This is a genomic window from Flavobacterium chungangense LMG 26729 (assembly GCF_000735715.2).
In the GTDB taxonomy this organism is placed as follows: Bacteria; Bacteroidota; Bacteroidia; order Flavobacteriales; family Flavobacteriaceae; genus Flavobacterium; species Flavobacterium chungangense.
Genome location: NZ_JASY01000026.1, coordinates 22,243 through 46,256 on the forward strand (window position 1 = coordinate 22,243; position 24,014 = coordinate 46,256).

The 24,014-nt window shown below is 30.9% G+C and carries 21 protein-coding genes; 2 read left to right on the forward strand and 19 right to left on the reverse strand.

Translation table 11 applies throughout. From position 1 onward, the window contains the following. Positions 1-15: 15 nt before the first annotated feature. Positions 16-2,610 carry an alpha/beta hydrolase family protein gene (locus tag JE46_RS22410; protein WP_031457527.1) on the forward strand — a complete coding sequence of 865 codons (2,595 nt, stop codon included), beginning with the start codon at positions 16-18 and terminating at the stop codon, positions 2,608-2,610. Positions 2,611-2,870: 260 nt separating this feature from the next. Then, positions 2,871-5,687, forward strand: coding sequence for a M16 family metallopeptidase (locus tag JE46_RS22415; RefSeq protein WP_083480926.1), 2,817 nt, complete (start codon positions 2,871-2,873; stop codon positions 5,685-5,687). A gap of 193 nt (positions 5,688-5,880) precedes the next feature. Here the strand turns inward: JE46_RS22415 and JE46_RS22420 are convergent, their stop codons facing one another. The 19 genes from JE46_RS22420 to JE46_RS22515 all read right to left on the reverse strand — a co-directional run bounded on the left by JE46_RS22420 (position 5,881) and on the right by JE46_RS22515 (position 23,633). Then, entirely contained in the window at positions 5,881-6,501 is a 621-nt protein-coding gene (locus JE46_RS22420) for a hypothetical protein (RefSeq protein ID WP_031457529.1), read from the reverse strand. 238 nt (positions 6,502-6,739) lie between these two features. Continuing rightward, positions 6,740-7,957: a serine hydrolase domain-containing protein gene (locus JE46_RS22425; RefSeq protein ID WP_236010818.1), complete on the reverse strand. Its 1,218-nt coding sequence runs from the start codon at positions 7,955-7,957 to the stop codon at positions 6,740-6,742. Positions 7,958-8,066: 109 nt separating this feature from the next. Continuing rightward, positions 8,067-8,504 (reverse strand): MarR family winged helix-turn-helix transcriptional regulator, encoded by a 438-nt coding sequence (locus tag JE46_RS22430; protein ID WP_031457531.1) that lies wholly within the window; start codon positions 8,502-8,504, stop codon positions 8,067-8,069. Positions 8,505-8,633: 129 nt separating this feature from the next. Beyond that, the gene (locus JE46_RS22435; protein WP_157505982.1) at positions 8,634-9,239 is read right to left on the reverse strand and encodes a hypothetical protein; all 606 of its coding nucleotides are present in this window, start codon (positions 9,237-9,239) and stop codon (positions 8,634-8,636) included. Between the two features lie 300 nt (positions 9,240-9,539). Next, positions 9,540-10,166 carry a hypothetical protein gene (locus JE46_RS22440; RefSeq protein WP_031457533.1) on the reverse strand — a complete coding sequence of 209 codons (627 nt, stop codon included), beginning with the start codon at positions 10,164-10,166 and terminating at the stop codon, positions 9,540-9,542. A 350-nt stretch (positions 10,167-10,516) separates the two neighbouring features. Beyond that, a complete protein-coding gene (locus tag JE46_RS22445; protein ID WP_031457534.1) occupies positions 10,517-10,837 on the reverse strand; it encodes a thioredoxin domain-containing protein in 321 nt (106 codons plus the stop codon). A gap of 116 nt (positions 10,838-10,953) precedes the next feature. Then, complete coding sequence (locus JE46_RS22450) at positions 10,954-11,586, reverse strand: response regulator (protein WP_031457535.1); 633 nt, start codon at positions 11,584-11,586, stop codon at positions 10,954-10,956. After that, positions 11,583-13,238, reverse strand: a complete 1,656-nt coding sequence (locus JE46_RS22455; RefSeq protein ID WP_031457536.1) for a sensor histidine kinase — start codon at positions 13,236-13,238, stop codon at positions 11,583-11,585. Before JE46_RS22455 ends, JE46_RS22450 begins: the two co-directional genes overlap by 4 nt. Before the next feature lie 191 nt (positions 13,239-13,429). Then, a complete protein-coding gene (locus tag JE46_RS22460) occupies positions 13,430-13,894 on the reverse strand; it encodes a hypothetical protein (RefSeq protein ID WP_031457537.1) in 465 nt (154 codons plus the stop codon). 90 nt (positions 13,895-13,984) lie between these two features. After that, positions 13,985-15,286, reverse strand: a complete 1,302-nt coding sequence (locus tag JE46_RS22465) for a PH domain-containing protein (protein WP_031457538.1) — start codon at positions 15,284-15,286, stop codon at positions 13,985-13,987. A gap of 378 nt (positions 15,287-15,664) precedes the next feature. Beyond that, the gene (locus tag JE46_RS22470; protein WP_157505983.1) at positions 15,665-16,564 is read right to left on the reverse strand and encodes a hypothetical protein; all 900 of its coding nucleotides are present in this window, start codon (positions 16,562-16,564) and stop codon (positions 15,665-15,667) included. Positions 16,565-16,941: 377 nt separating this feature from the next. Beyond that, the gene (locus JE46_RS22475) at positions 16,942-17,535 is read right to left on the reverse strand and encodes a hypothetical protein (RefSeq protein WP_031457540.1); all 594 of its coding nucleotides are present in this window, start codon (positions 17,533-17,535) and stop codon (positions 16,942-16,944) included. 70 nt (positions 17,536-17,605) lie between these two features. Next, positions 17,606-17,962 (reverse strand): hypothetical protein, encoded by a 357-nt coding sequence (locus JE46_RS22480; RefSeq protein WP_031457541.1) that lies wholly within the window; start codon positions 17,960-17,962, stop codon positions 17,606-17,608. A gap of 776 nt (positions 17,963-18,738) precedes the next feature. Continuing rightward, complete coding sequence (locus JE46_RS22490; RefSeq protein WP_031457543.1) at positions 18,739-19,818, reverse strand: tetratricopeptide repeat protein; 1,080 nt, start codon at positions 19,816-19,818, stop codon at positions 18,739-18,741. Positions 19,819-19,993: 175 nt separating this feature from the next. After that, positions 19,994-20,938 (reverse strand): ligand-binding sensor domain-containing protein, encoded by a 945-nt coding sequence (locus JE46_RS22495; RefSeq protein WP_031457544.1) that lies wholly within the window; start codon positions 20,936-20,938, stop codon positions 19,994-19,996. 24 nt (positions 20,939-20,962) lie between these two features. After that, positions 20,963-21,520 (reverse strand): protein kinase family protein, encoded by a 558-nt coding sequence (locus JE46_RS22500; protein WP_031457545.1) that lies wholly within the window; start codon positions 21,518-21,520, stop codon positions 20,963-20,965. Positions 21,521-21,678: 158 nt separating this feature from the next. Then, positions 21,679-22,140 (reverse strand): hypothetical protein, encoded by a 462-nt coding sequence (locus JE46_RS22505; RefSeq protein WP_031457546.1) that lies wholly within the window; start codon positions 22,138-22,140, stop codon positions 21,679-21,681. 166 nt (positions 22,141-22,306) lie between these two features. After that, a complete protein-coding gene (locus JE46_RS22510) occupies positions 22,307-22,915 on the reverse strand; it encodes a hypothetical protein (protein ID WP_031457547.1) in 609 nt (202 codons plus the stop codon). Positions 22,916-23,084: 169 nt separating this feature from the next. Beyond that, a complete protein-coding gene (locus JE46_RS22515; protein WP_157505984.1) occupies positions 23,085-23,633 on the reverse strand; it encodes a hypothetical protein in 549 nt (182 codons plus the stop codon). Between the last annotated feature and the right edge of the window lie 381 nt (positions 23,634-24,014).

Here is a 24,014-nt window from a genome sequence, read left to right on the forward strand (position 1 = left end):
TTGAAATCAAACAATATGAAAAAAATAGTTTTACTGTGTACACTCGCTTTGAGTGTACATAGTTTATCTGCACAGAAAAAAGTGGTTGGCGAAACGGCTTACGATCAATGGAAAAGGATAAACAGCAAATCGTTGTCCTATAACGGAAAATGGATGTCGTACAGCACTGTTTTTCAGGATGAGCAAAAAGAAAGCCCAAAACAAATCATTATTCAGGAAGCTCCAAAAGGAAAACGTTTCGTAATGAATACTATCAGTGATTTAAAATTCATTGGGAAAAAAGACTGGATTCAGTACCATTCGAATGACAGTATAATTTTGCAGAACTTAAAATCAGGAGTTAAAAAACTTTGGAAAAGTAAACATTACACCAACGCTCTTGACGGAACCGATCTTTTGTATTACACACGTCCGGAAACTCAAAAAGGGCTATTTTTTCTGCAGCGTCTTGTATGTTACAATTTAGAAAGCAACGACAGTACTTTTGTAAATAACATGAAATCGTTTCGATTTTTGAAAAACAAATCAATCGTATATGTACAGATAGAGAATGATAAAGTATTTTTAAAACAAGGAGCTCCCGGAGGTAAACAACAAACCATTTATACAGGAAAAGCTGCTGATTTTGGCGATTTTCAATTGAATGCTAATGAAGATGGCGGAACTTTTACACTGAAAGGCAACAACAATACCGATTTTAACCTGGTTTATTATTTCAATTTGAAGAGTAGTTCTGTTAAGGAATTATTCAATTATAATGATATTACGTTAAACGATTCCGGATATTCTATCTCAAAAACAGCTTACGGATTAAACGAAAACAGCAATTTTATAGAGCTGCAGGTGAATTCAAACAAACGTCCCGAAAACACTCAAATTCCGAAATCAGGAGTTGAAATCTGGAAAACGAATCAGGGTGCAATGGAGCGCAGACAAGAATTGCTTAGAGGTTCTAAAACACTGCCTGGCGAACCAAAATTCCTGTATGATATTAAAAATAAGAAAGTTATAAAAACAGCTTCAACTGGCGAATTTGACCAGGTGATGGCACCTGAATCGGGTAATTTTAAAGGTGTTTTTGCTAATGACAAAAAACCGTATACAGTCGAAGTAGACTGGACTTTTAACGAACGTAATGATATTTACTGGATAGACGCTTCAACAGGCGAAAAAACAAAAATACTAACTGGAGTTTTTGGAAACCCATCCTGGAATCCACAGGGAAGTTTTGCCGTTTATTATGATGAAAATCAAAAAGCATGGACGGTTTTTGATCCTGCTTCCCTGCAGTTTAAAAATTGCAGTGCACAGGTTCCGTTTCCGGTTTCTGATGATAATGTAGATATGAAATCTGCAAACACAGCATTTGGAATTGCCGGCTGGTTAAATAACGGAAACACATTAGTACTATACGACCAGTTTGATCTTTGGGCCATAGATTTGTTAAACCAAAAAGCACCCTATTCTCTAACAAATGGTTTTGGAAGAAAAAATAACATCGAACTGCGATATAGTGAAAGTGGTTTTATAGGTGATTTAGACCAGAAAAAAACATTCTTTTTAATGGGGTTTGATGAGCTGCATAAGTCAAAAGGAGTCTATAAATTTGCCAATAATAACGTTACAAAAGTAGCTGCAGATGTGAATTATAATACGGAAATTGAAGCTGTTTCGGGAGATAATTCAAGTGTATTATTTGCAAAAGAAAGTTACGCCCTATTTCCGGATTTATGGTGGGGAACAGCAGGTTTTGGTTCACAGCAAAAAATTACAGATGTAAATCCGCAGCAAAAAGAATATGCTTGGGGAACTTCAAAATTAATAACCTGGACTACTTTTAACGGAAAAGAAAACCAGGGAAATTTATATCTTCCAGAGAATTACGATCCTAAAAAAAAGTACCCTGTTATTGTTCATTTTTACGAAAAACATACCGAAGAACTTAATGCCTATCAATCACCGGAATTCAGTAGTTCCAATATCAATATTCCAACCTATCTCAGCAGAGGTTATATCGTTTTCCAGCCAGATGTGCATTACCAATATGGAAATCCGGGAAACAGTGTCTACAATGATGTTGTCAGCGGTGTAGAATATTTAATTTCTAACGGAATTACCGAAAAAGGAAAGATTGGTATTCAGGGACATAGTTTTGGCGGTTACGAAACTTCATTTTTAATTACAAAAACAGATCTTTTTAGCTGTGCCATTATAGGTTCCGGCGTGAGTAATTTTACGGCCAATTATCCTGTTATGAGATCAAACGGTATTTCGACCATGTTTAAATACGAAGCAGACCAATATAGAATGGGAAGTTCTTTGTATGATAATTTAGAGGGGTATATTAAAAATTCGCCTTTGTTCTCAGTAAAAAACATTAAAACACCGGCGTTGATCTTTCATAATGATAATGATCGTGCAGTGCCTTATCAGGAAGGACAATCTTTGTTTTTTGCACTTCGCCGTTTAGGAAAACCAGGCTGGCTGGTGAACTACAAAAAAGAAGGACACACTTTAGACGATGCAGCAAACAAAAAAGACTGGACTGACAAAATGCAGCAGTATTTTGATTATTACTTAAAAGGCGAAAACCGACCAGAATGGATGTAATATAGCTAGTAAAACGGTATCGGGATTAGACGCTGATTTTACTGATTCGCTATTGCTAAAACACTGATAAACACAGATTAAAATATATTAAAAATTCGTATTAATCCGTGTTTTCGGAAGGTAAATCCGTTTCATCTGTTTAATTCAACAATTTTTAAAACTGTCATTATAAGGTTTCTTATGAAGCCTTATAATAAACAGCAGTAACTTGTTATACCATTTTCAAAAAAATCAATCAAAAAAAAAACAAAACTATCAACATGAAAACAAAAATATTTTTAGTGCATTTTATGATACTGGGTTTAGCTCAGGTATCGGCACAATTTAAAACTACGATTCCATTGCGGAAAGATGTAGTTCATGGCACTTTAAACAACGGCATGCAGTATTTTATTCTGCATAACGAATGGCCAAAAGAACGCGCCGATTTTTATTTTGTTCAGAATGTCGGGGCAATTTTAGAAGACGACAATCAAAACGGGCTGGCACATTTTCTGGAACACATGGCTTTTAACGGAACGGAGCATTTTAAAGGAAAAGGCATTATTGATATGCTGGCAAAACATGGTGTCACTTTTGGACGTGATATTAACGCTTATACCGCACACGACGAAACAGTGTACAACCTCAGCAATGTACCGGTAAAAAATCCTGTTTTATTAGATTCCTGTTTATACGTTTTACACGACTGGTCGGGTTATTTATCTTTAAAAGATGCTGAAATCGATGCCGAAAGAGGTGTAATCCACGAAGAGTGGCGCACCAGACGAAATGCCGATTTAAGAATCGGTTCTCAGCTTGAACCTGTCATTTACAACGGTTCAAAATACTCAAAAAGAGATGTTTTGGGCGATATGGATTTGATTGAAAATTTCAAATACAAACAATTACGCGATTATTATAAAAAATGGTATCTGCCCAACCATCAGGCGGTAATTATTGTGGGAGATATTGATCCCGCAAAAATAGAACAACAGGTAAAGAAAATTATGGGATCTATTCCAAAACCATCTAATCCTGCAGAACGTACTTACGAAAGTATTCCGGATAACGATAAACTTTTGTACAAACTGGCCATTGATAAAGAAGCACAGAAAACCTCAATTTCGCTTAATTTTAAAAAGACAAAACCCGTTGTTCAGGATTTAGCCGCTTTTGAAAATAATATTGCCGAAAACCTGGCTTTGCAAATGATGAACAATCGTTTTAGAGAATATACGGTAAACAATGAAACGGCGTTGTTGTCTGCAGGCGTAAGCCATTCCAGTTTAACAAGATTGACTTCTTTTTTTACTTTAGCGGTAAATCCCAAAAACGGAAGATTATTAGAAGCCTTTCAACAAGCGTATACAGAATATGAGCGCGTCATTCAAAACGGATTTACAAAAGAAGAATTAGACCGCGTAAAAGAAAATATGCGGTCGGGTTATGAAAATCAGTTAAAAAACAAAGATAAAATTGGTAACGAAAACTGGGCTTCGCAATTGCAGGGGTATTTTTTAGAAGCTTCGCCGATAATGAGTCTGGAAGATGAATTTGAAGTAGTAAAATCAACGTTGTCTCAACTTGATGTTAAACAGGTAAACAAAGTTTTTCGGGAGCTTCCAACAGAAAAAAATCAAATTTTAACTGTTTCCGGACCTGAAAAAGAAAATGTAAAATATCCATCAGAAACAGATTATACCACGGTTATTAAAAATGTAAAAGCAGAAAAGTTAGAGCCTTACACCGAAACTCTAAATAATGTTGCTTTGGTTAGTGATAAACTTACTGCTAAACCTATTGCTAAGAAATTTGACATTAAAGGCATAAAAGAAGCCAAGGGTTACATTTTAGAAAACGGGGCAAAAGTGATTCTTTACCCAACAACTTTAGCGCAGGATCAGATTCTGTTCTCCGCTTTTAGCCCAGGCGGGAGTTCTTTACTTTCAGAAAAAGATTTGCCCTCTGCGCAAATTGCAACGGTTTTAGCTAAAAATTCAGGTTTAGGAGATTTTAAGGTAACAGACCTTCAAAAACAACTTGCCGGAAAAACGGTAAAAATAAGCCCCTATATCGCTGAACATTACGAAGGATTTAGTGGAAGCGCTGTGCAAAAAGATTTCGAAACACTATTACAATTGACCTACTTATACTTTAAAAAGCCAAGATTTGAACAGCAGGCGTATAAAAGAATTATAGATTATTACAGCAATGCGCTTGAGAATGTAAACGAAAATAATAACAAACTGTTTGGTGATACTATAGCAATGCTGGACAGTAATCACAGTGCGAGAACGTTTCTTTTGAGTAAAGAAAACCTTGGGGAATTAAACTTTGATACGGCATCCAAAATCTATCAGGAACGCATCTCAAATGCCTCAGACTTTACATTTGTTTTTGTTGGAAATATTGCGCAGACAGACCTGGAGGTTATAAATAAATATATTGGAAATTTATCCGGAAACCATACTCAGGAAAAATTTACAGATCATAAAATTGGTATGGCAGCAGGAACAGGCAAGGAAAAACTGGTACGTGAAATGAGTGTTCCTAAAGCAAGTATTTATGTGCATTATGAAAATAAAAACGTAACCTATTCAGATAAAAATCAGATTATGGCTTATGTATTATCACAATTGCTAAACAAACGTTATTTAGAAAAAATCAGGGAAGACGAAGGCGGCAGTTACGGCGTGCAAACTCAAAGTTCACTATCTAAAGATCCATCACCGATTTTTTCATTACGTGTAAGTTTCGACTGTAATCCTGAAAAGGACAGTAAACTATTGCAAATCGTGTATATTGAATTGGATGCTATTACAAAAATGGATGCTAACGTAAAAGATTTATCCGATATCAAAGAAGATTTGATCAAAAGCAATCAGCAGAATATTAAATCCAATTCGTATTGGATGAGTACTATTACTGGTCAGTTTCAATTTGGTGATAAATTTGTCAGCAGTGATGATTATGTCAAAATTATTAAAAGTATATCGTCACAGGATATCAAAAAATATGCTGGTGAAGTATTGCCAAAAGCAAACAAAGTAGAAGTTGTCATGCAACCCAAAACCGGGGAGTCAGCTTCTAAATAAGATGCTTCAGTTTGATCTAAGAACGGCAATTCCTTACTTTAATTTTAATAGTCTCTAAAAGAAAAACGCAGTTTTTTAAAATTTTGAATTAGTACTAAAATTTGTAGACTAAAAAGAGCTGTTTTGCCGGACAGCTCTTTTGAATTTACAGCCTTTAAATAGGAAATATTGATGTTTGTGCTCTTTATTATTCCTAATGGCTAATTATTTTTTTTAATTCCCAGTTTTTAACCAAATAGTAATTCCAGATTCCTTTTTGTATCGTTATCTTAAGTTCATAATCTTTTGGATCACGCTGATAATTTTTGCGATTCATTTCAGCACTAACGCTAAAAACTTCAGTATGATTTTTAAAAATACAACTTACATGTGGATTTTTTTTAGTATAAAATCCTGTCACCTTACAATAGACTATTTCTGTATGATTTTTTTCTGCTTCATAATTATTTATGCAATTCCATATTACACTTGTAATTTGACCAAAACTTAAATAGGAGACTACAATTCCCTGTAACAAGTAGAATCCAATCACATATAGTTTTAAATGTATTTCTTTAAAACTTAAATATTTTCTAATTAAAAAATCCCATCTGTAAATTCCGAAAAACAGCATTCCAATACTTACAGGCAATAAGAATATGTAGATTTTATATCTGTAATCGTGTCCAATCGTTTTACTTTCGATAAACGCTAAATTTATAACACAAAAAATCAAAGCAAAAATTAAAAGAGAATAATGTTTTCGTTCTGTTTTTTTTTCTTTGTTTTTGAGTTTCCTCTTTTCTATTTTCTTTTGGTTTTGTTGATTTCTCAAAAAAGTGTAATTAATTATTTTTAAAGGAATTTGCTTATCAGGTTTTCGAAAATATCTGCCACTTTATGGGTGTCAGTTAAGAAAACAAGAACTGACAACGTCTGAACTACTAAAAAATGCAAAAAGAATGTATTTTTTTAAAACCCGGATCTAATGATATTTCTCTTTTGTCTGTCAATAGAAGACTAAAAGTAATAAGACTAAATTTGAATTATACTTTTCTCCTATGTAGCGCCTGCTAATTATTTCTTTTAACAGTTTCTTTTACGCCTCCTTTTGTCAAAACTACAGCATTGCAAATACCTGATTTATCCTCAATAAATTCAATTGTCCTATCGTTATTGTCTGCTCTGAAAAACTTTGTTTCAGACTCAGGCAAGAGTTCCATTTCTAAACTATTATAGTAAAGTCTGCCCTCAATTTTTACTATTTCAAAGTTACCATACTTACCGACATATTTATCATAAACTGTAGTATCTATTTTGGTTTGATAATGTTTGTATGGAAGTTCTACCTCTTTTTGCAAGGCAATCGCTGAAAGCCCGTAGCCTATAATGTATGAAAATGACTCGTTATTTGAAAGTACCGTCACAAAAATTTTGTCATCTGTAAACCGGTTAAAGGAAGTCATGGTACCAAAAAAACCTCCGTCATGGGCAATCAGCTGATGTCCGTGATTATAAAACGGATTAATTATAAAACCGTATCCCCAATTTTCGGAGCTATAAGGGGTAAACATTAGTTTCTTCATTTCTGTTGATAAGATAGTCGTTCCGTATAGCGCCTTGTCCCATAAAGCCAAATCTTCTACGGTAGAATAAATACCGTCATGCCCAATGTTAATTTTCCAATTGATATATGGATTGTGCATAAATCCCTTTTCTGTTCGACAGTAAATTTTCGCTTTTTTCAAGATGATCGAATCATTATTACTAACACCTGTATTTTTCATTCCTGCTTTTTCAAAAATGTTTTTTCTTAAAAAAACTTCGTACTTCTCCCCTGAAACCTTTTCTATTATTTTGGCTAATAAATAATAGCCTATATTACTATATTCAGTTTTAGTCCCCGGCGAAAATTCGTAAGGTATTTTTTTTATTTGAGAATAGGCAGAATCGACACTCATGCTGCTTAATGCTATTTCTTTGAAACCTAAAGCAAGTCCTGATGAATGCGATAACAACATATGAATCGTAACACTATCAGCTTTTGGGTAGTCCGGAAAAAATTTACTTAAATGATCATTAAGTGACAATTTTCTATTATCTATTAACTGAAGAATAGCTGTAGCTGTAAATTGTTTGGTTACCGAAGCCAGCTGGAATTTAGTATCTATGGTGTTTTTAATATTCCACTCGTAGTCTGCCAAACCATAAGCTTTTTTTAATAAAACAGAACCATTTTTTGTAACAAGCACTGTTCCGCTAAAATCATTTACTTTTACCTGTGCTTCCATATATTTTGCAAGACTCTCTGATATATTTTTTTGCCCAAAAATGAATACAGGGAAAAATATAAATAGTATAATTTGTGCCGCCTTAGATATTTGATAAATTTTTGTCATTTTATTTTTTACAATTTGAGATTATTTTAGTTAGTAACTTATCAAGCAATTCAATGTCCTCGTTTGATAATCCTTCAAGAGCATCTTCTCTGTTTTTATGTATAACGGGTGTTAATAGTTCAATTGTTTTTTTTCCTTTTTCAGTTATTTCAAGATTGAATTTTCTTCTGTCTGATTCGTTTATTTGTCTTGTCAGATAATCCTTTTTCACCATTAATTCGATAATTCGGGTAATTGACGCATTATCCTTAAAAATTAGTTCTGCAATTTCTTTTTGAGAATAAGTCGCATTTTTATCAAGTATTATGAGCAGCAGACACTGGTCAACAGTAATATCACTTACTATTTGACTTATGTTTTTCTGTGCAATTTTTCTATATTCTTTAATTGTTTGCTCAATTGTATAAAGAACGGTTCCTGTTGGATTATTATTTTTCATTTCAAATTATTTGACACAAATATAATTGATATATCAATTATATCGATTGTTTTTTTTATTTATTTCTTAAAAATTTTTAATTAAAAAACGCTAAGCAAAGCTTTGTTCAGAATTTGTTCAGTGATATTCTTATTCTTTTTTTGTGTAAATAAACTCAGAATTGCCACAAACTATTTCAGTTCTTTCGTTTTCTGATTCCTGACCTGTCATAACTTGTCTTAAGATTTTTATTTTCTCATCGTAATAAAAACTCCACAATGTTTTATCTGAAAAAACAAAGTCAAAAAGTAATCCTCTCATATCTCTTCTTTTTGTAAAAAGAGATTTTTCAGATCTTGTAAGTGTCATTTTATTGGTCTTAATATTTAAGTCATAAAATGAAAATTTATCTAATTCAATTATCAACAGCTTTTTTATTAAACTATCCTTTTCTTTTTCAAATCCCCAATTTGAACCGCTTTCAGATAAAACCCATTCCCCAATTATCTTTTTGCGGATATTTTGTTGAGCAAGTGGAAGAATAGAGTCTGATTTTTTTAGCGCAATACTACCTAACTGATTTTTTTTATAACTACCAACAAAGTAAAAGCCCATAAATGCACTTTCGAATTCATTGTTTTTTACATCTTCAATTGCCTCGTCATATCTTTTTTCCTGATATCCCTCTTGTCCATATTCCTGGGCAAAAGTTTGTAAAAAGACAAAAGCAAAAATTAGGGTAAATAGATTTTTCATACGCTTTTTTTTTATTTGAACTATTAGCAAAGTCAGACCGGCCTGCATAAGTGTCCCTAATAATAATTTTATCAAAATCGTTTGATTGATCAATATGGCTTGTTCGATTAAGTTTGGATTCCAAATAAAAACATCAATATGATGACTACTCCTCCTTTATTCATAATTTAGTGTAACTCTGATGTCTTGCCTGGCAAGGTTAAGCTTTTTTAAGCAATTTTTTTTCTGCTCTACGAATATAGAAACAAAATGGTAATTCTGCTAAAACCTAACTTGCTAAACACCTTTTGTCTGTTCGTTTTATTTAAATTTAGACTTTATTCTATTCCAAAAGTATTTTTTGTTTTGTGTTTGATTGTCCTCTTGAATGTCCTTGGTTAAATCAAAAGTTATCGAAGATACCTTTCCATCAACAAATTCAACTTTATCTGCAATTTCAGCACTAACATTTAAAAATTCTTGAGTAAGTTTTTCGGATAATTCTCTGGCACCTTCCCAATCTTTAGAATCGAAAACCAAATCCCTAGATTCCGATAGGTTAATATTGAATTTATTTTTTAACAACATCATGGTTTCAATAGGAGTAGCTCCTAAAACTTTCAAATCCGATATAAAATCCGAAATCTGATAGAAGTCTGGGTTCGTGTCTATGTTTATGAGTTTGTCTTTCAGGTAAGTTCTGGCTATTTCTTCTGCTTTTTCTCTTGATACTTTTCCTCCAATAAACCTTTGTTCATATTCATTTGAACTATCAATTTGATTTTCTTCTTCTGTAAGCATGTCATACACACACCACCACCAATAATCGTCATCCATCCACTCTGCACGAAGCATTAACCCGGCCCAATTTGCTGTACAATCATCATTCAAATCACCCGTCCAAATGATTGGATCGAAAATATTTCTATTTAGTATGTTTGTTTTCATAGGTTCTTAAAATAACTTAAATGTTATATTTATTCCAGCCATAAATAACTCCAGCCACCTAAATTTAGGCCATCTATAGTCGCAAGTTGAACTTACTTTTGGCTAAAATAAGAAAATTAGTAACTTAAAATTCTTCTACTGATTTCATTTATAATATTATTAAATAAGCTATCCAAGATTAAAACTTAAAAAAATTGTATCGCACGAATAGAATTACTACCGAAAAGGCAAACAAAAAAAATAGGCTGTCCGAAAATTACTTTTCGAACAGCCTATTAATTTTCTAATCTCGGTTGAATCAAATTTTGACAGTGGAAACCACTATACCAGCTCATTCAGTTCCTCAAACATTATCCTTTTTTACTCCACGGACCATGGTTTTTGTATGCTGGTCCGGTTAACTTTTGTTTTTCTGAGCCGCCTATTTTCACTTCAACCAGATCTACTTTTGGAGTGTTTACTGGTTGCGCATTTTTAAATGCTGGTCCCTGAAGTGATTGTTTATTGTTTTCTGAATATATTTTAGTCGGTACTGTTTCGTGCTTCCAAAATTTATAATTTTTATATGCCGGACCTTTTAAATCACTCTGTTTCAAAATCGTAGGTTCTTCTTGTGCAAATCCGCTAAAAGAAACTAATAAAACTCCTAAAATAAATACTATATTTTTCATGACTGTTACTTTTTATTGTTTCTTCAAATTTACAATCAGTAACAGCCTTTTAGGATTATGTGAATCTACCCTATTTGCATCCGTATTTATACGGATACTGACATTCTTAATTTTCGTTATACTAAATTCATTTTTGCAGCTTTTTTAATTAGTTCGGCGGTATTTTTTACTTCCAACTTTTTTAAAATATTGGCCCGATGGGTTTCTATTGTGCGTGAACTTACAAATAATTTAGCCGCAATTTCTTTAGTTGTTAACCCCTTAGCAATTAATCCTAAAACTTCGGTTTCCTTATTCGACAAAACATTTTCACTGATGCTTTGTGTTGACATAAAGTTGATCATTTTTTCAGAAATTTCAGCACTGAAATATTTTTTCTCATTACTAACGGTCCTTATTGCAAGGATTAATTCGGCTTCATCCGTATTTTTTAACAGGTATCCATAAGCTCCCATTTTAGCACATTTTGCGATGTAATTACCATCATTGTGCATCGAAATCACAATAGGTTTTATAGTCGAAGCGGTGTTTTTTAATTCTTTTAAAACCTGAAAACCATCCATATTGGGCATTGTAATATCCAGCAATACAATATCAGCCTCAAACTGGCTGTTTATAAGCTCCATAAACTCAGCGCCATCAGCTACGCTTTTAACTATTTTTATATCGTCATGCTTTCTTAGGAGCTCAGCAAGTCCTTTTCGAAAAAGCTCGTGATCATCTGCTATTATTAATTTGATTTCGTTCATAATTCTACAGGTAATTCGATTTCAAAAGTTGTATTTCCGGTAGCTGCATTGATCGTAATGGTACCATTGCAAATTTCTACACGTTCTTTGATGTTAATAATTCCTAACCCTAATTTAACAGTGGTAATATCAAACCCAATTCCATCATCAAAATAAAAAAGCGAAATAAATTCATCAAATTCTGAAAGTGTAATCCGGATATTTTTTGCATTCGAATGTTTTAATGAATTATTAATTAGCTCCTGGCTTATTCTAAAAAGATTAATCGCCTGATGGCTGGTAATATTAGAACTTTCCTGCTGGGTTAAATCTTCGTATTCGATCCTTACGGTTGTCGATTTTTTCAGGCTTTCAATAAAGTTGGTTAAGGTAACCCCAATTCCAAAATCATCAATTGAAGCCGGCATTAAGGCATTTGACATCAATCTGATTTCAGAAATGGTATCATCCACTATTTTCTTCATTTCTGCTTTCTTCAATTCATTTTTAACCCTGTTTTCAATGTAGTGCTTCAAAGAAGTTAAATAAGGGCCTACTCCATCGTGAAGCTCTCGCGAAAGCCTGCGCCTTTCATCTTCCATACCGTTTACCAACATCCGTTTGGATAGTATTCTGGTATTTTCTTCCTTATTTCTAAACTCTATAAGCTTATCTCTCATTGCCAAAAGGCTTTTTCCCAGCAAATCATTAGAACTTTTAGGTTGAAAATTGGTATGTAAATTCATTTTTCCAATATCATCGGAGAATTTCACAGCCCCCTGCAAAGAAGCTTTTAAATTTGCCAGAGCATCAAACATTTCCTTTATTTCCTTAGAATTTTTTATAAATTCATTGGTTTGGTTATAATCTCCTTGTGCCATAATCCGGAGACTTTTTTGCATGTTTTTAATTGGGTTAGTAATAAATCTTGTCAGAAAAAGAGAAAGCATGACACCCAGTAAAAAAATACCAAGAGTTATACCTAAAAGTCTTTGCTTCAATTCTTTTAAGGGGAGCGTAACCTCATCAACATCTATTTCAGACAGAATAACCATCTTTAATTTTCCAACTACTATTGGGCTGTACACGCTATATACATCAATACCCCTGTAATCCTCAAAAACCCCTCTCCCATTCATCCCTTTAAAAGCATTGGTCACCCCTTTTGTTTTAACCAATATGGTGTAAGGGGTTTTATTAGGATAAAAACGGGATTGAGAACGCATTCTGAAATCGTTACCCACAAGATAGGATTCTCCACTGTCACCCATTCCGGTACGTTCAAGAAGTATTTGTTTAATTTTATTGTAATCTAAAACTTTAATCATTCTACCTCTTTTCGAATTTGAGATAAAACCTATTGTTGTTTTTTTAGCCACATGGTACGTGGTAAAATCGTGAATTCCATTGCTGTTTTTAATACTATCCGGAAGTTTTAATACAGTAGTATCAATGTTCTTGCTGTACAGTTCGGAAGCTTCAAATCTCTCCCACTCCGATTTTAATACATGTTCAATCTGGTTTTGCTTGAGTGTTTTAATAGAATTTAACTGCAGTAAAATACGATCGTTTAAAACATTTGAAAACTGCTTGTAGGATGAAAAAGACAGCAAAGCAATTACCAACGCAATTAAGCTATTAATTATAATTAGTATTAATGTTTTGATGTTCATTAAAATCTATTTTTTTTAATTTATGTAAATATACAAATGCTAAATTTAGATTTAATGAAATATCGTGGTCAGTTTACGAAGGCATTTCTATTAAAAGTCAGGAGAATTTTTGACACTTTTATGGATTGTAATATGATTTTAAAATTACAAAGTCTGAAGAAGACTTTACTGAGCCGGATATTGTTTCCTAATTAATCCCCAACTACTTTATCGTATCTTTTTTTACCTATTTTATCAAATTCCTTTTGGGTAAATCCATATTTAGACTTGTAATGTTGCGGATTAAGTTCAAAAAATATTAAATCGTTAAGTGAGGATATTCCTTTTAGGCAAGCGCCGTTATTTGTGTATACAGATTCATAATCTTTTTGAAACTTATAATACATCTCTTTTATTTTTGGATAATTTTTTTCCTTCAATCCAATAAAAGAATAATATCTTATATTCACATTTTCATTTTCGGTTAAATAAAGCAAGTCCTCTATTGTTGCAACTTTTAGTAAGTTTTTAAAATCGTCGTTCCCTTGTGGCCAACTTGTATTTATTGAGGTCTCTTTACTCAAAATGTCTACTGCACTTTTCACTTTTGAGTCAAGTGTGTGTCCACAGGAAATCAAAATTGATATTATGCAAAATGCTAAAATATATTTTTTCATAAATTATTTTTTATTATCAAAACTATTTATCGCATTTGTCTAAAAGTCAGACTAATTCTACCATTTTACTGTAGCAGTACTTGCCGTTTTTTATAATCCGATAAAGGTTTCGTTATTTTCAATTTCTTTCATCGCAGAATTTTTGAGTTCGTTTTCATCAAAAAAGTTTCTTATAGCACTTGACATCCCCATAACAAATAATTCTAATTCCTTTTCGTTGATTTTCATTAAGAAATTTTCATTATTAAGTATGAATTCGATTCCGTCACTAAAAACATTAAACTTTAGTAATTCTGAAAGTAGTATTTCAAAGTTTTTACTTCCCGACAAAAATACAATTCTAAAATTGGTTAAGTATATAGTTCCTCTATGCGTAATTGTAATTTCCTCTTCGATTGGAACAGAACGTCCGTAACTAACATTATATTCCATGTCTTTAAAGACTGGAACAGAAATGCTACGAGTTCTGTGTGAGTAACCTTTGTTAACAGTTTTACGTTCTAATAATTTTGCTTCCAGAGCGAAGTAACATTCTTCTGAGTTCCTTAGAGTTATTGGCGGATTTGGGATTATGGTAAAAATTCCATTGCTTAAATTCCATAAAAGTTTTGCATATGCTAATTCATCTAAACTTTTTTTTGGGAAAATAGTTGAAATTTGGTCTTTTTCAATTTTTAAATTCTTAAGTATTTCGTTTAATTCCGTTTCTTCTGTTGGTGAAAGTCTTTTGTCTGATAACTTTTCGTTTAATGCCGTTTTTAATAAGGAAGCTGCAACATTCAGTCTTATACTTTCCACTTTTTCTTTTGGCATATTCAAATATTCAGCAAGTATAAAGATTTCACTTTTTTCTTCGTCAGTTAATATTTTGTCGTCATAAGATTTTTTGATTAAACTTTCAACAGCTTTATCGCAAAATAGTTTTCTAATGTTTGAAACATCGATTACGTTTAAATTAAAATTTGAAACAATATCTTCTAAATGGCTTATTTCTTTTTCAGAAATATGTAAATCTAACAATGTGTTTTGGAGTGCTCTTTTATAAATTTCTTTACCAATATTATATTTCTTTTTGTCGTTGATTGGTTTTGAACTTTTGGCAATTTCCTGATTAACTTTAGCTATTAAATTTTCTTTATCGTCAAAATTTAAAGAATTAATTATTTTGTTTGAGGTGCCAAAACTTTGCAAAAAAGCTAAAAACTCATCTGAACTTTCAGGGTTTTTATTAAACAATTTGTTTGTAACTACTGGTAAACATAATAACCCAATTATCATTATAATAAGTGCATTTATATAGTCTTCTCCCATTATTCCACCAAATGAAGCAAATATAAAAGTTACTCCAATAATCCATCTTATCATGTTTAAAATAATTTTCAATACTTTCATTTTTTATTTTATAATTGTTTAGAATTAATGATTTTAAGGCTTTTTAGGGAAATTTACCAGTAAAAATAACACTCGCCAATCTACCCAAATTTAGGTGTATATACGAAAGATTTATTTTGTATTATTTCTCAAATATAATTTATTTATAATTAAAGTTTATCTACTAAAATTCTAAAAATACTCTTTCGCACTGTTGTCTTTATGAAATCTAAAGACCTAGCCCATATTGAAGCTATATCCTTTTAGGACGGGCTTTAGCACAAAGGATACAGCGGGCGTTCCATTTAAAAGTCAGGATACCTTTGATACTTTTACGGATTGTAATATTCTTATAAATTTATGCAAAATCAGAAGAATACTTTGCGCAGCGGTGAGTCTTTAATTCTCACTTAATATTTCAATTACATTTCCTTTCAAATCTAATTTTGCAGAAACTATGTTAATTACTGTTCCACCATAAATGTTTTTTGCACGAAATTTAGTAATAACTAAAATATGGTCGCCTTTGTCCGAATGTGTTGTGACTATATGTTTATAACTATCCGGGTCATTCATATTGTATTTAATATATCTTTCTAAAGCTCTATTTTCACCGTCATAAGGGCTAAATAGTTTATCAATATTCTCTTCCCGGTTTTTATTGAATTCTTCTTCAGCTTTTGCTTCTGCAATCTCTTTCTCTTTTTCCTCTTTTTCCTGGATTTCTTTGATAATTTTTGCTCTTTCCGGTAAATAAGTTTTAACTAAACTGATGAAAGTTTTGTTAAGCGTTTTTTGAGTTAGATAAGATTTAGAAAGTTTTTCATTTTCTAATTGCGTAAGTTCTTCATTTGTCATTTTTGCCAAAATCTCTTTTGCAGAATTCACATCTTTAGATTTTTCGATTTCTTTTTCTAATTCAGTTGCTTTATTTTCTTTCTTTCTATATTTAGATTTTACATCGTTAATTAATTTTAGCGCTTCGTTAATTTTTCCTTCGTCAATTTTTTTTGAAGCATTTTCAACGATTAAATCATAATCAGATTCTTTCGATGTTTCACTAAGTGAAGCTGTGTAACCAATTAGCATGATTCCAACAATTACCACAATCCATTTTACTCCACTTGAAAGATTTAATTTAGTTTTGTCTGTAAAACTTTTATAGGTTTTTGGTATTAAAAATAACCCTAATAATATTGGAACAATTGACATAGATGGCTCTTGAGATAAACCAACAATTCCAAAAATTAATAATAAAATTCCAAAAAACCATTTCAAGATTGCCTTAATAATTGTCATAAATTGTTTTGTTTTAAAATTTATCGTTTGTTTTAAATAGTTCTTTTTCCACAATTTCGGCATGGCTTACTACTAACGTTCTACGGCTAGGTACATTAGTGGTAAATTTAATAAAAATATCTTACGGAAGAAAGAGTTTAGAAAAACCGATACGTTTCTGGCGAAGCATTTAATATCTATTCTGCCAAAAGAAATGTTAAAACAATAACGCTATTAAATTCTCTAAATGCTTACTTTAGATGTAATGAAATATCGCAGTCAGTTTACCGAAATATTCCCGTTAAAGTCAAGAGACTTTTGACACTTTTACGGATTGTAACACGATTTTAAAATTACGCAAAGTATAAAGGAGACTTTGCGTAGCGGGGAGTAGCGGGTTAATCTCTAAATTTAACTTCTATCTTTTTATTAAAAACTCTGTTGTCAGATGTTTTACATTCAAATTCTACTTCATATACTTCGTTAATAAAGACTCCTTCATTTATAAAATCTGAATTAAACTCTATAATTTTATTATTAACTGAATTAATATCAGTAGTATTAAATATTGAATTAGTATTATTAAAAATCGATATTTGATCTTTAATTTCTTTGATCTCAAATAAATTTTGATTTGCGCTTATTACTTGATTTCTGAATGTAAAATCTTTATTAAACTTCAGTGAAAAAGTATTTTCTAAAATTGAATTATTATAGATTGTTTCTGGCAATGATGTCGCATAGCATTTTTCAGCTAAACCTAAATTAAGACTTGCAACAGTTACAATTTTTTCTGTTACGGCAAAGACAATTTCATTTTTAAAAACTGATGTGTCGACATAAGAATTATATTGGTGATTTTCTTTCCTTTCTTTTATTGTAACGCTTCTAAATTCTATATCATTAATTATTACGTGCTCAGGTGGTGTACAACCAAAATCCAGAATAATAAGTAAAAGATATATTCCTGTAATTTTAAATATTTTTTTCATTTTATTTAGTTTCAATTTATTGCGTAGAATGTCTTACAGCGGGTCTGAAAAAAGACTTTTCGTAGCGTGGCTATTCATAATGTAAACCAACTTTATATTTTAACCTTTTTTCGTTTTTAATCTTATATCTCACTTCAACAACAGCTCTTGATGTGCATACTTCATTTGATACTAATTTGTAAATTAAGATTAGACTATCTTTTCTAATATCTATATTTCCGTCATATTCCCCACAAGCATTTGCATTAATTATTTTTGTAATTTCAATAGTATTGCCAATATATTTTGGTTCAAATTCTGAATTTAGTTCAGCTTCATATTTATTATAATTTTCTTCATCTATTTCGGCTATAAATTTAGAATTAAAGGAAACTAAATCTTTGCTTTTTTCGCTTTTTTTTTCTTCACATCCGAAGAAGCAATTCATAATAAATTAGACCAACTAATATTCTCATTTTAATTCATTTAGCTTTTTTATTTTCTATTTTTAGTCATGCAGAACTGAAGCATAATGTTCTGCGACTACAGCGGTTTGGTTTGGGACTAATTAAGTCCATTCTTCGGATTTGCCACCCGATAGCGAACAGGCAAGTAAATCATCCCAATGTAAAACCATTTTTCATTAAGCCAATTACCCAAATCCATTGTAATATAGTGTTGTGCGACGTTTTTTTATCTATTGATTTTTTTAGTATTTATCAACTCGTATTGAATAATTCTTCCGTCTGTTTTATAAATTACCGCATTAAGTTCATACAGTTTTTTTGAAACTGAATCACCAATGCTTAATTAATTATAAAATTCTTTATCAACATAATACTTTTTCCCACCAACCAAAATTTGCAGTTCTTCAGAAATTGTATCAGTATATTTATTTTGAATAATTCCTGAGAACTTTTGACGAGCAATGAATTCTCTATGAGGGCTTTCCGGAGTTTCAAACAAGTTTTTTAAAGTAATAAAAACCAAAGACAAAATAATCACGCTGATTAGCACTATTTTTGTTTTACTTTTTTCATTCGTGAATTTTTCGATGATTTTCTTTTAAACTGTCACACAATGTACCTCGCTTTTAAGAAATTAGGGATTTGTAAACCTGGAAATTTCGATTAAACACTGAAAATAAAAAGTATAAAATAAACTTTAAATTAAGTCACAAACTCCAATTTCTTAAAAACCGTTTTTGTTCGATAGCTTTTCTTATTAGTTTTCGTTTCTAGTAAATTTATTAGAATCATCAATCATTATTTTGTTAGCTGTAAACCAATTTACAAATTTATCCCACTTTTCTTTACTATTTAATATCCATTTATCAAAGTTTTCTTTGTCTCCGTTTGATAAAAGCCAATAATTGTAAGCTTCAAAGTTTCCGCTTTCAGCTATTTTATTTTGATAATCAAATAGAACATTTGGATTTGTTTTATTGTGACCGAAAGTTTTGTAATTTTTAAGAAACGATTGTCTAATATTATTCAATGAATTAAGGTCAATTGATTTTTCCCCAGTTATGGACAATAATAATGTTGGTTCATAAACCATAGAAAATGGTAATTTGAATTTTTTATCTTTTCCTATATCACTTGCGTTTATAATCGTGTTTTTTGAAAAGCTAACTTCTGATGTAGTTTCAGATGTGAATTTTATTTCACTCTTGTAAGTATCAAATAATAGTTTGCTAATTTCATATGTTCTGTCGCTATTTCTTTCAAGATTAATAAAAATTTCACCATAAATCATACCCCAAACTTCTTCACTTGAATTACAATAAATTTTTGCAGCCCTGAAATAGTTTGAAGCAAACATAGGATTAACTTCAATTCCTTTTTCATAATAAGGTAACGCTTTTTCATATTCTTTTTTATTCCAAAAAACATTTCCTTTTTCAAGATACAGCTTCCCGGCATTTGGGAATTTCGTTAAACCCTTGTCATAAATTTCAAATGCTTTTTCTGGTTTTTCTAAAATATCATAACTATTCCCCATTAATTGAAATAGTTCTGGCATAACATTTTTATGTTCCATAATAGTTTCTAATATTATTATGGCTTTATTGTAATCTTTTTTCAAATAATAGGCATATGCTTTTTCATATGGGTAATTAAATTTTTCTGAATCAAGTTTTTCAGCTTCCTCTAAAAATTTTATACTTTCATCTAGTTTTCCTTCATCCATTAATTTTATGCCCTCTTTAGCTTTTTCTAAAGCCTTTTCTTTATTAATCTGACTGAAAGAATTTTGATTTGCAAAAACTAATATGCAAATTAATATTATTATTTTTTTCATTTTAATGTTTTTGTTTTCGGTTTTTATTTTTCAAAAGTATCGCACAACGTTCTGATGTGCAGTGGCGGAAATCGAAGCGCAAAAGCGTATATTATTATAAAGTTCAATCGAAGAACTACCGTTAAATTTAGCACTAAACCCGCCATTTTGCAAACTCCTGTTAGCTGACGTTTTTTTATTCTTTAAATTTTATCACTCCAAAATTAGTTGCAATCCAAAGTACACTATCATTGTCAATACTGATGTCAAGAATTGTATTTTTATACATTCCTTCTCGAAATAGAATAGACGTTAATTCACCTTTTTCTGTAAATTTTACTAAACCATTATTGGTAGCCATCCATAAAGTGTTATTGGCATCAATTTCAATATCTCTAACCATATGGTCAGATATTTTGGAATTAGATTTGTTGAAATGTGTCCATTTTTCACCCTCTTTAACTGAAAAACCACCATTTCCAAATCCACCACCATAGCCGATAATTAATTTATTGTCATTAAGAAACTTTACAGCTCTTACAGTTGATAGTTGAAGTTTGTCAGTCTCTTCATCGTATGATTTCCAATTATTCTCTTTTCCGATTAATAAACCCGAATTGTGTCCAATTGCAATCGTATTATTAGAACTTATATCCAATGTTCTAATTGTAATTGAATTATTAGGCAGTTTAATTTTGCTCCAATTTTTCCCATCGTACTTCACTAATCCTTTACCTCCAAAATAAATATTTCCTTGCTTATCCTCTGAAATTGCAATTACTCCGTCTATTTCTTTTAGAACTTTACTTGTAATTTTCTCTACTTCATTATTAGATTTTATTAAATATAATTCTTCTGGATTTGATGAAGAAACCCAAGTTTTCTCATTTCTATCTTTATATAATGGTCCGAAATATTCACCTTTTACTTCTTTGATATTTTCAAACTTTACATTATCAAATTTTAAAAGCCCCGAATTTGAAGTTCCGATTAATTTATTGTTGGATTTTTTATCTGCCAAAATGCTTTTCAAATCATTTTCTGAAATGTTAGAATTTTCACTTGAATACAGTTCTAAAAAAGTTTGTGCATTTATATTTATGCTCAAAAGCATTAAAACTAAAAATGTTGTTTGTTTCATTTGCGTTGTGTTTTTGAAAAACTGTTATATTCTGTCTTGCTTTTCCAAGTACAGATACATAGGAAATATTGAATCTTTTTCGATTTTGTTTACTTTATTTACCCATTCAGGAAAATTGTATTTGACTTTTATCACAGAATCATTTACCAAACTATATTCACAAAATGCATCCCCATTTTTTGGATATTTTTTTATTCCATTTGAGTTTTGTAGAGATTTTGGTTGATACAGACAATCTTTCTTATAAGTCCAAAGCAGCTCTATTTTATCTGCTCCTTTATAATAATGATTTGTAAAGAACCAATAATAACATTGTCCGTGGAATTGATAAATTGCAAATTCTTTTTGAAAAACTAACCTTGGATAATAACTATTTGGGGCATTATGTTTTGCAATCCAAGAATAATCTTTATTATCAGACATATAATCTCTAACTCTCTTTGTTTTTTTATCAAGTTTATGTATTATCTCTTTCTTTTCGATAGTTCTCTGCACTTTTTTGGGATTAGATATTTTAGAAGAATTCTCGTTCTTACAGCTAAGAACTAGAAACGAAATAACTAAAAGTGCTGATTTATTCATATGTGTGTTTTTTAAGATAATATATAACGTTCAGCGGCTTTGCGCCGTAGCGGCAAGTTAAGGATAAATGTAATAAGAAATTGTGATGTTCAGCGTATTTTCCAAGAAAGATAAAACCAGCTATGGCGCAAAACCGCTGTTAGCAATATTTGCCGTACCTAGTTGAATTTAGGCAAACTTACCCATTCTAATTTTTCAAATTCAATATATGATTCCAACAACTTGTCATTTTCAAAAGCAACTTTGGCATCATCATAATAATTGTAATAAGTTATAGCCTTTTCCTTTTCAAAATAGAGTTTACAACCTACAATTTTATTTTCTATACTTTGCAAAACTTTGAATTGAATCAATCTTGAATTAATTAGCTTTGTCCAATTCAATACAATTTCTGACCAATTTTCAATATTTGGGTTGTTCTTATCTTCAAACTCAATTGGCTCTACTAAAGCATAAATTGTTTCAGCATCCCCATTTTCATCAAATGTCAGGTACGAACCATCTTGAAACTTAATTTGTAATGGACCAAAGTGTTGATCATCTTCTTTTCCGTCAAGCATAAAATCAGCTCTTGAAAATTGAGTTGCAATCTTGTTAATATAATTATGGATGAAGTTCATAATGTATCGTGTATTTTGCGAGACAATTACTGCTAACATCCCCGGCTTCATAAAGTTGGATTTTTTTACTCCCGAACCATTCCATTAGAACTGAAGTCAAATATACAAAAAGCTGATCCCATTAAAAACTAAAACCCCAATTTCATGAAATCGCTGTTAGCTGTTATTATTTTCTCTTTTGCATTCTATAATTTAAGTTTTGGTTTCTGAAAAATGCTTCCAAATTTCGCCAATCTTCATAGGTAACTAAAAAATATTTTTTATTAATATTTAAGTCTTCACTATAACTATAATGATCACACCCAAAGCATAAGTCAATATATGACCACTTCTTTTTCCTATAAATAAATATGGTATGATGTGGCTCAAAACAATAATTACCGTCATATATACTATCATTTTTTTGTTTCGAAATAACTTCAATTAGCTCTTGCTTTAATTTTGAGTCAAGTTCAATTTTCTCTCTTATTATACTCTTATTAGGTTTTCCATTTTTAAGTAGAGGCTTTACTATAGCTCTTTTTTCTTCTAGTTTTTTAAATCTCCTTTTAATTTTTTTCCTAATTCTTTTACTTGGGTTCTCAATTTTAAGTAAAGTTGTCAATGTAGTTTTTCCATTTCCTTCTTCTTCCCTTGTAAAATAAAAATCCTCGTGACTAGCTAATACGATTTTTTCTGCTTTTTTTATAGAATTTATTAAACTATCATTTGCAATTTGGGAAAAACTTAAGAGAGAATTTAAGAATACAATAAGAGTAATTATTTTTTTTATCATAAGAATGATTGTGCGTTTATTTCAAAGTTCTTATACAATAACAGCTAACGTTTTGGGGCTTGTGGCTGTTTCGGACTTCGAAGACGAGTATTTTCGGCTAAACGAAAATACGAATTGAAAACGGTAATTACAATAAATTCGCAAATCGGACGTGTGTTGTAGGCAGTTTTTATTTTCTCACTAATTTCAAAGTTTTATATTTTTCATCAATTCCGTATTCACTTTGTGCATTATTTTTTTCCATCTCTACGCTGTCATAATTTTCTAAATCAATATTGGTTAAAATCCGCTTAATATTTGATTTCGTAATCTTTTTCTTCTTGTCATTCAAAATAATATAGAAATCCTGAAAATTTTGGTTAGCTTTTGATTTTAAAATTTGTTCTTTATAAAAAATTTCACCTGTTCGTTTTATTATCAGACTGTCCGTTTCAATTTTCAATTCCGCTCCATATAAATCTGTTGCAAGACTAAATATTCCCTCTTTTTTAGTGTCTGCAATTCCAGATACTTTTAATAAACCATTTTCTTTTTTATAATTCAGAGTATTTGAATTTCCTAAACAGCCAATTAATTCAGTATATCTCAAAATAGAGTCGTTCTCTACAATAATAATCCTTTTAGAATTGATTGTAAGATAAGTTGTTTTTTTAGTTGCACACGAGCAAACTAAAGTCAGAAGTAAAATTGTTAAAATCATCCTTATTTGGCAATTCATAATTCAAATCAATTTATTTTGAGATTTTTTTTCTTTCATTTTAAAAATTAAAATTCAGTAAAATAGTTGTGAAATTCTCTCCTCTGCGGTAAAATTGCCTACAACGTTCTCGCGACTTGCAGCGTTTGCGACTTACGAAGACGAGTATTTCGGCTAAACGAAAATACGTTTTAAAAATGATAATTCCACTAAATTCCGCAATAGCCACAAACGTGTGTGCTTGTTGCACAACTGCTCAAATATAACAAAAAGGAAACATTAAAAAGCGTGCTTTTATGTAAATTTAAACATGCAAGGAAGAAAAGAATTTACGCCAAAAATGCTCTATCAAGTACACTTAACAGACTTGATTCCAGCGCATAATTTTTATAGATTATTAGA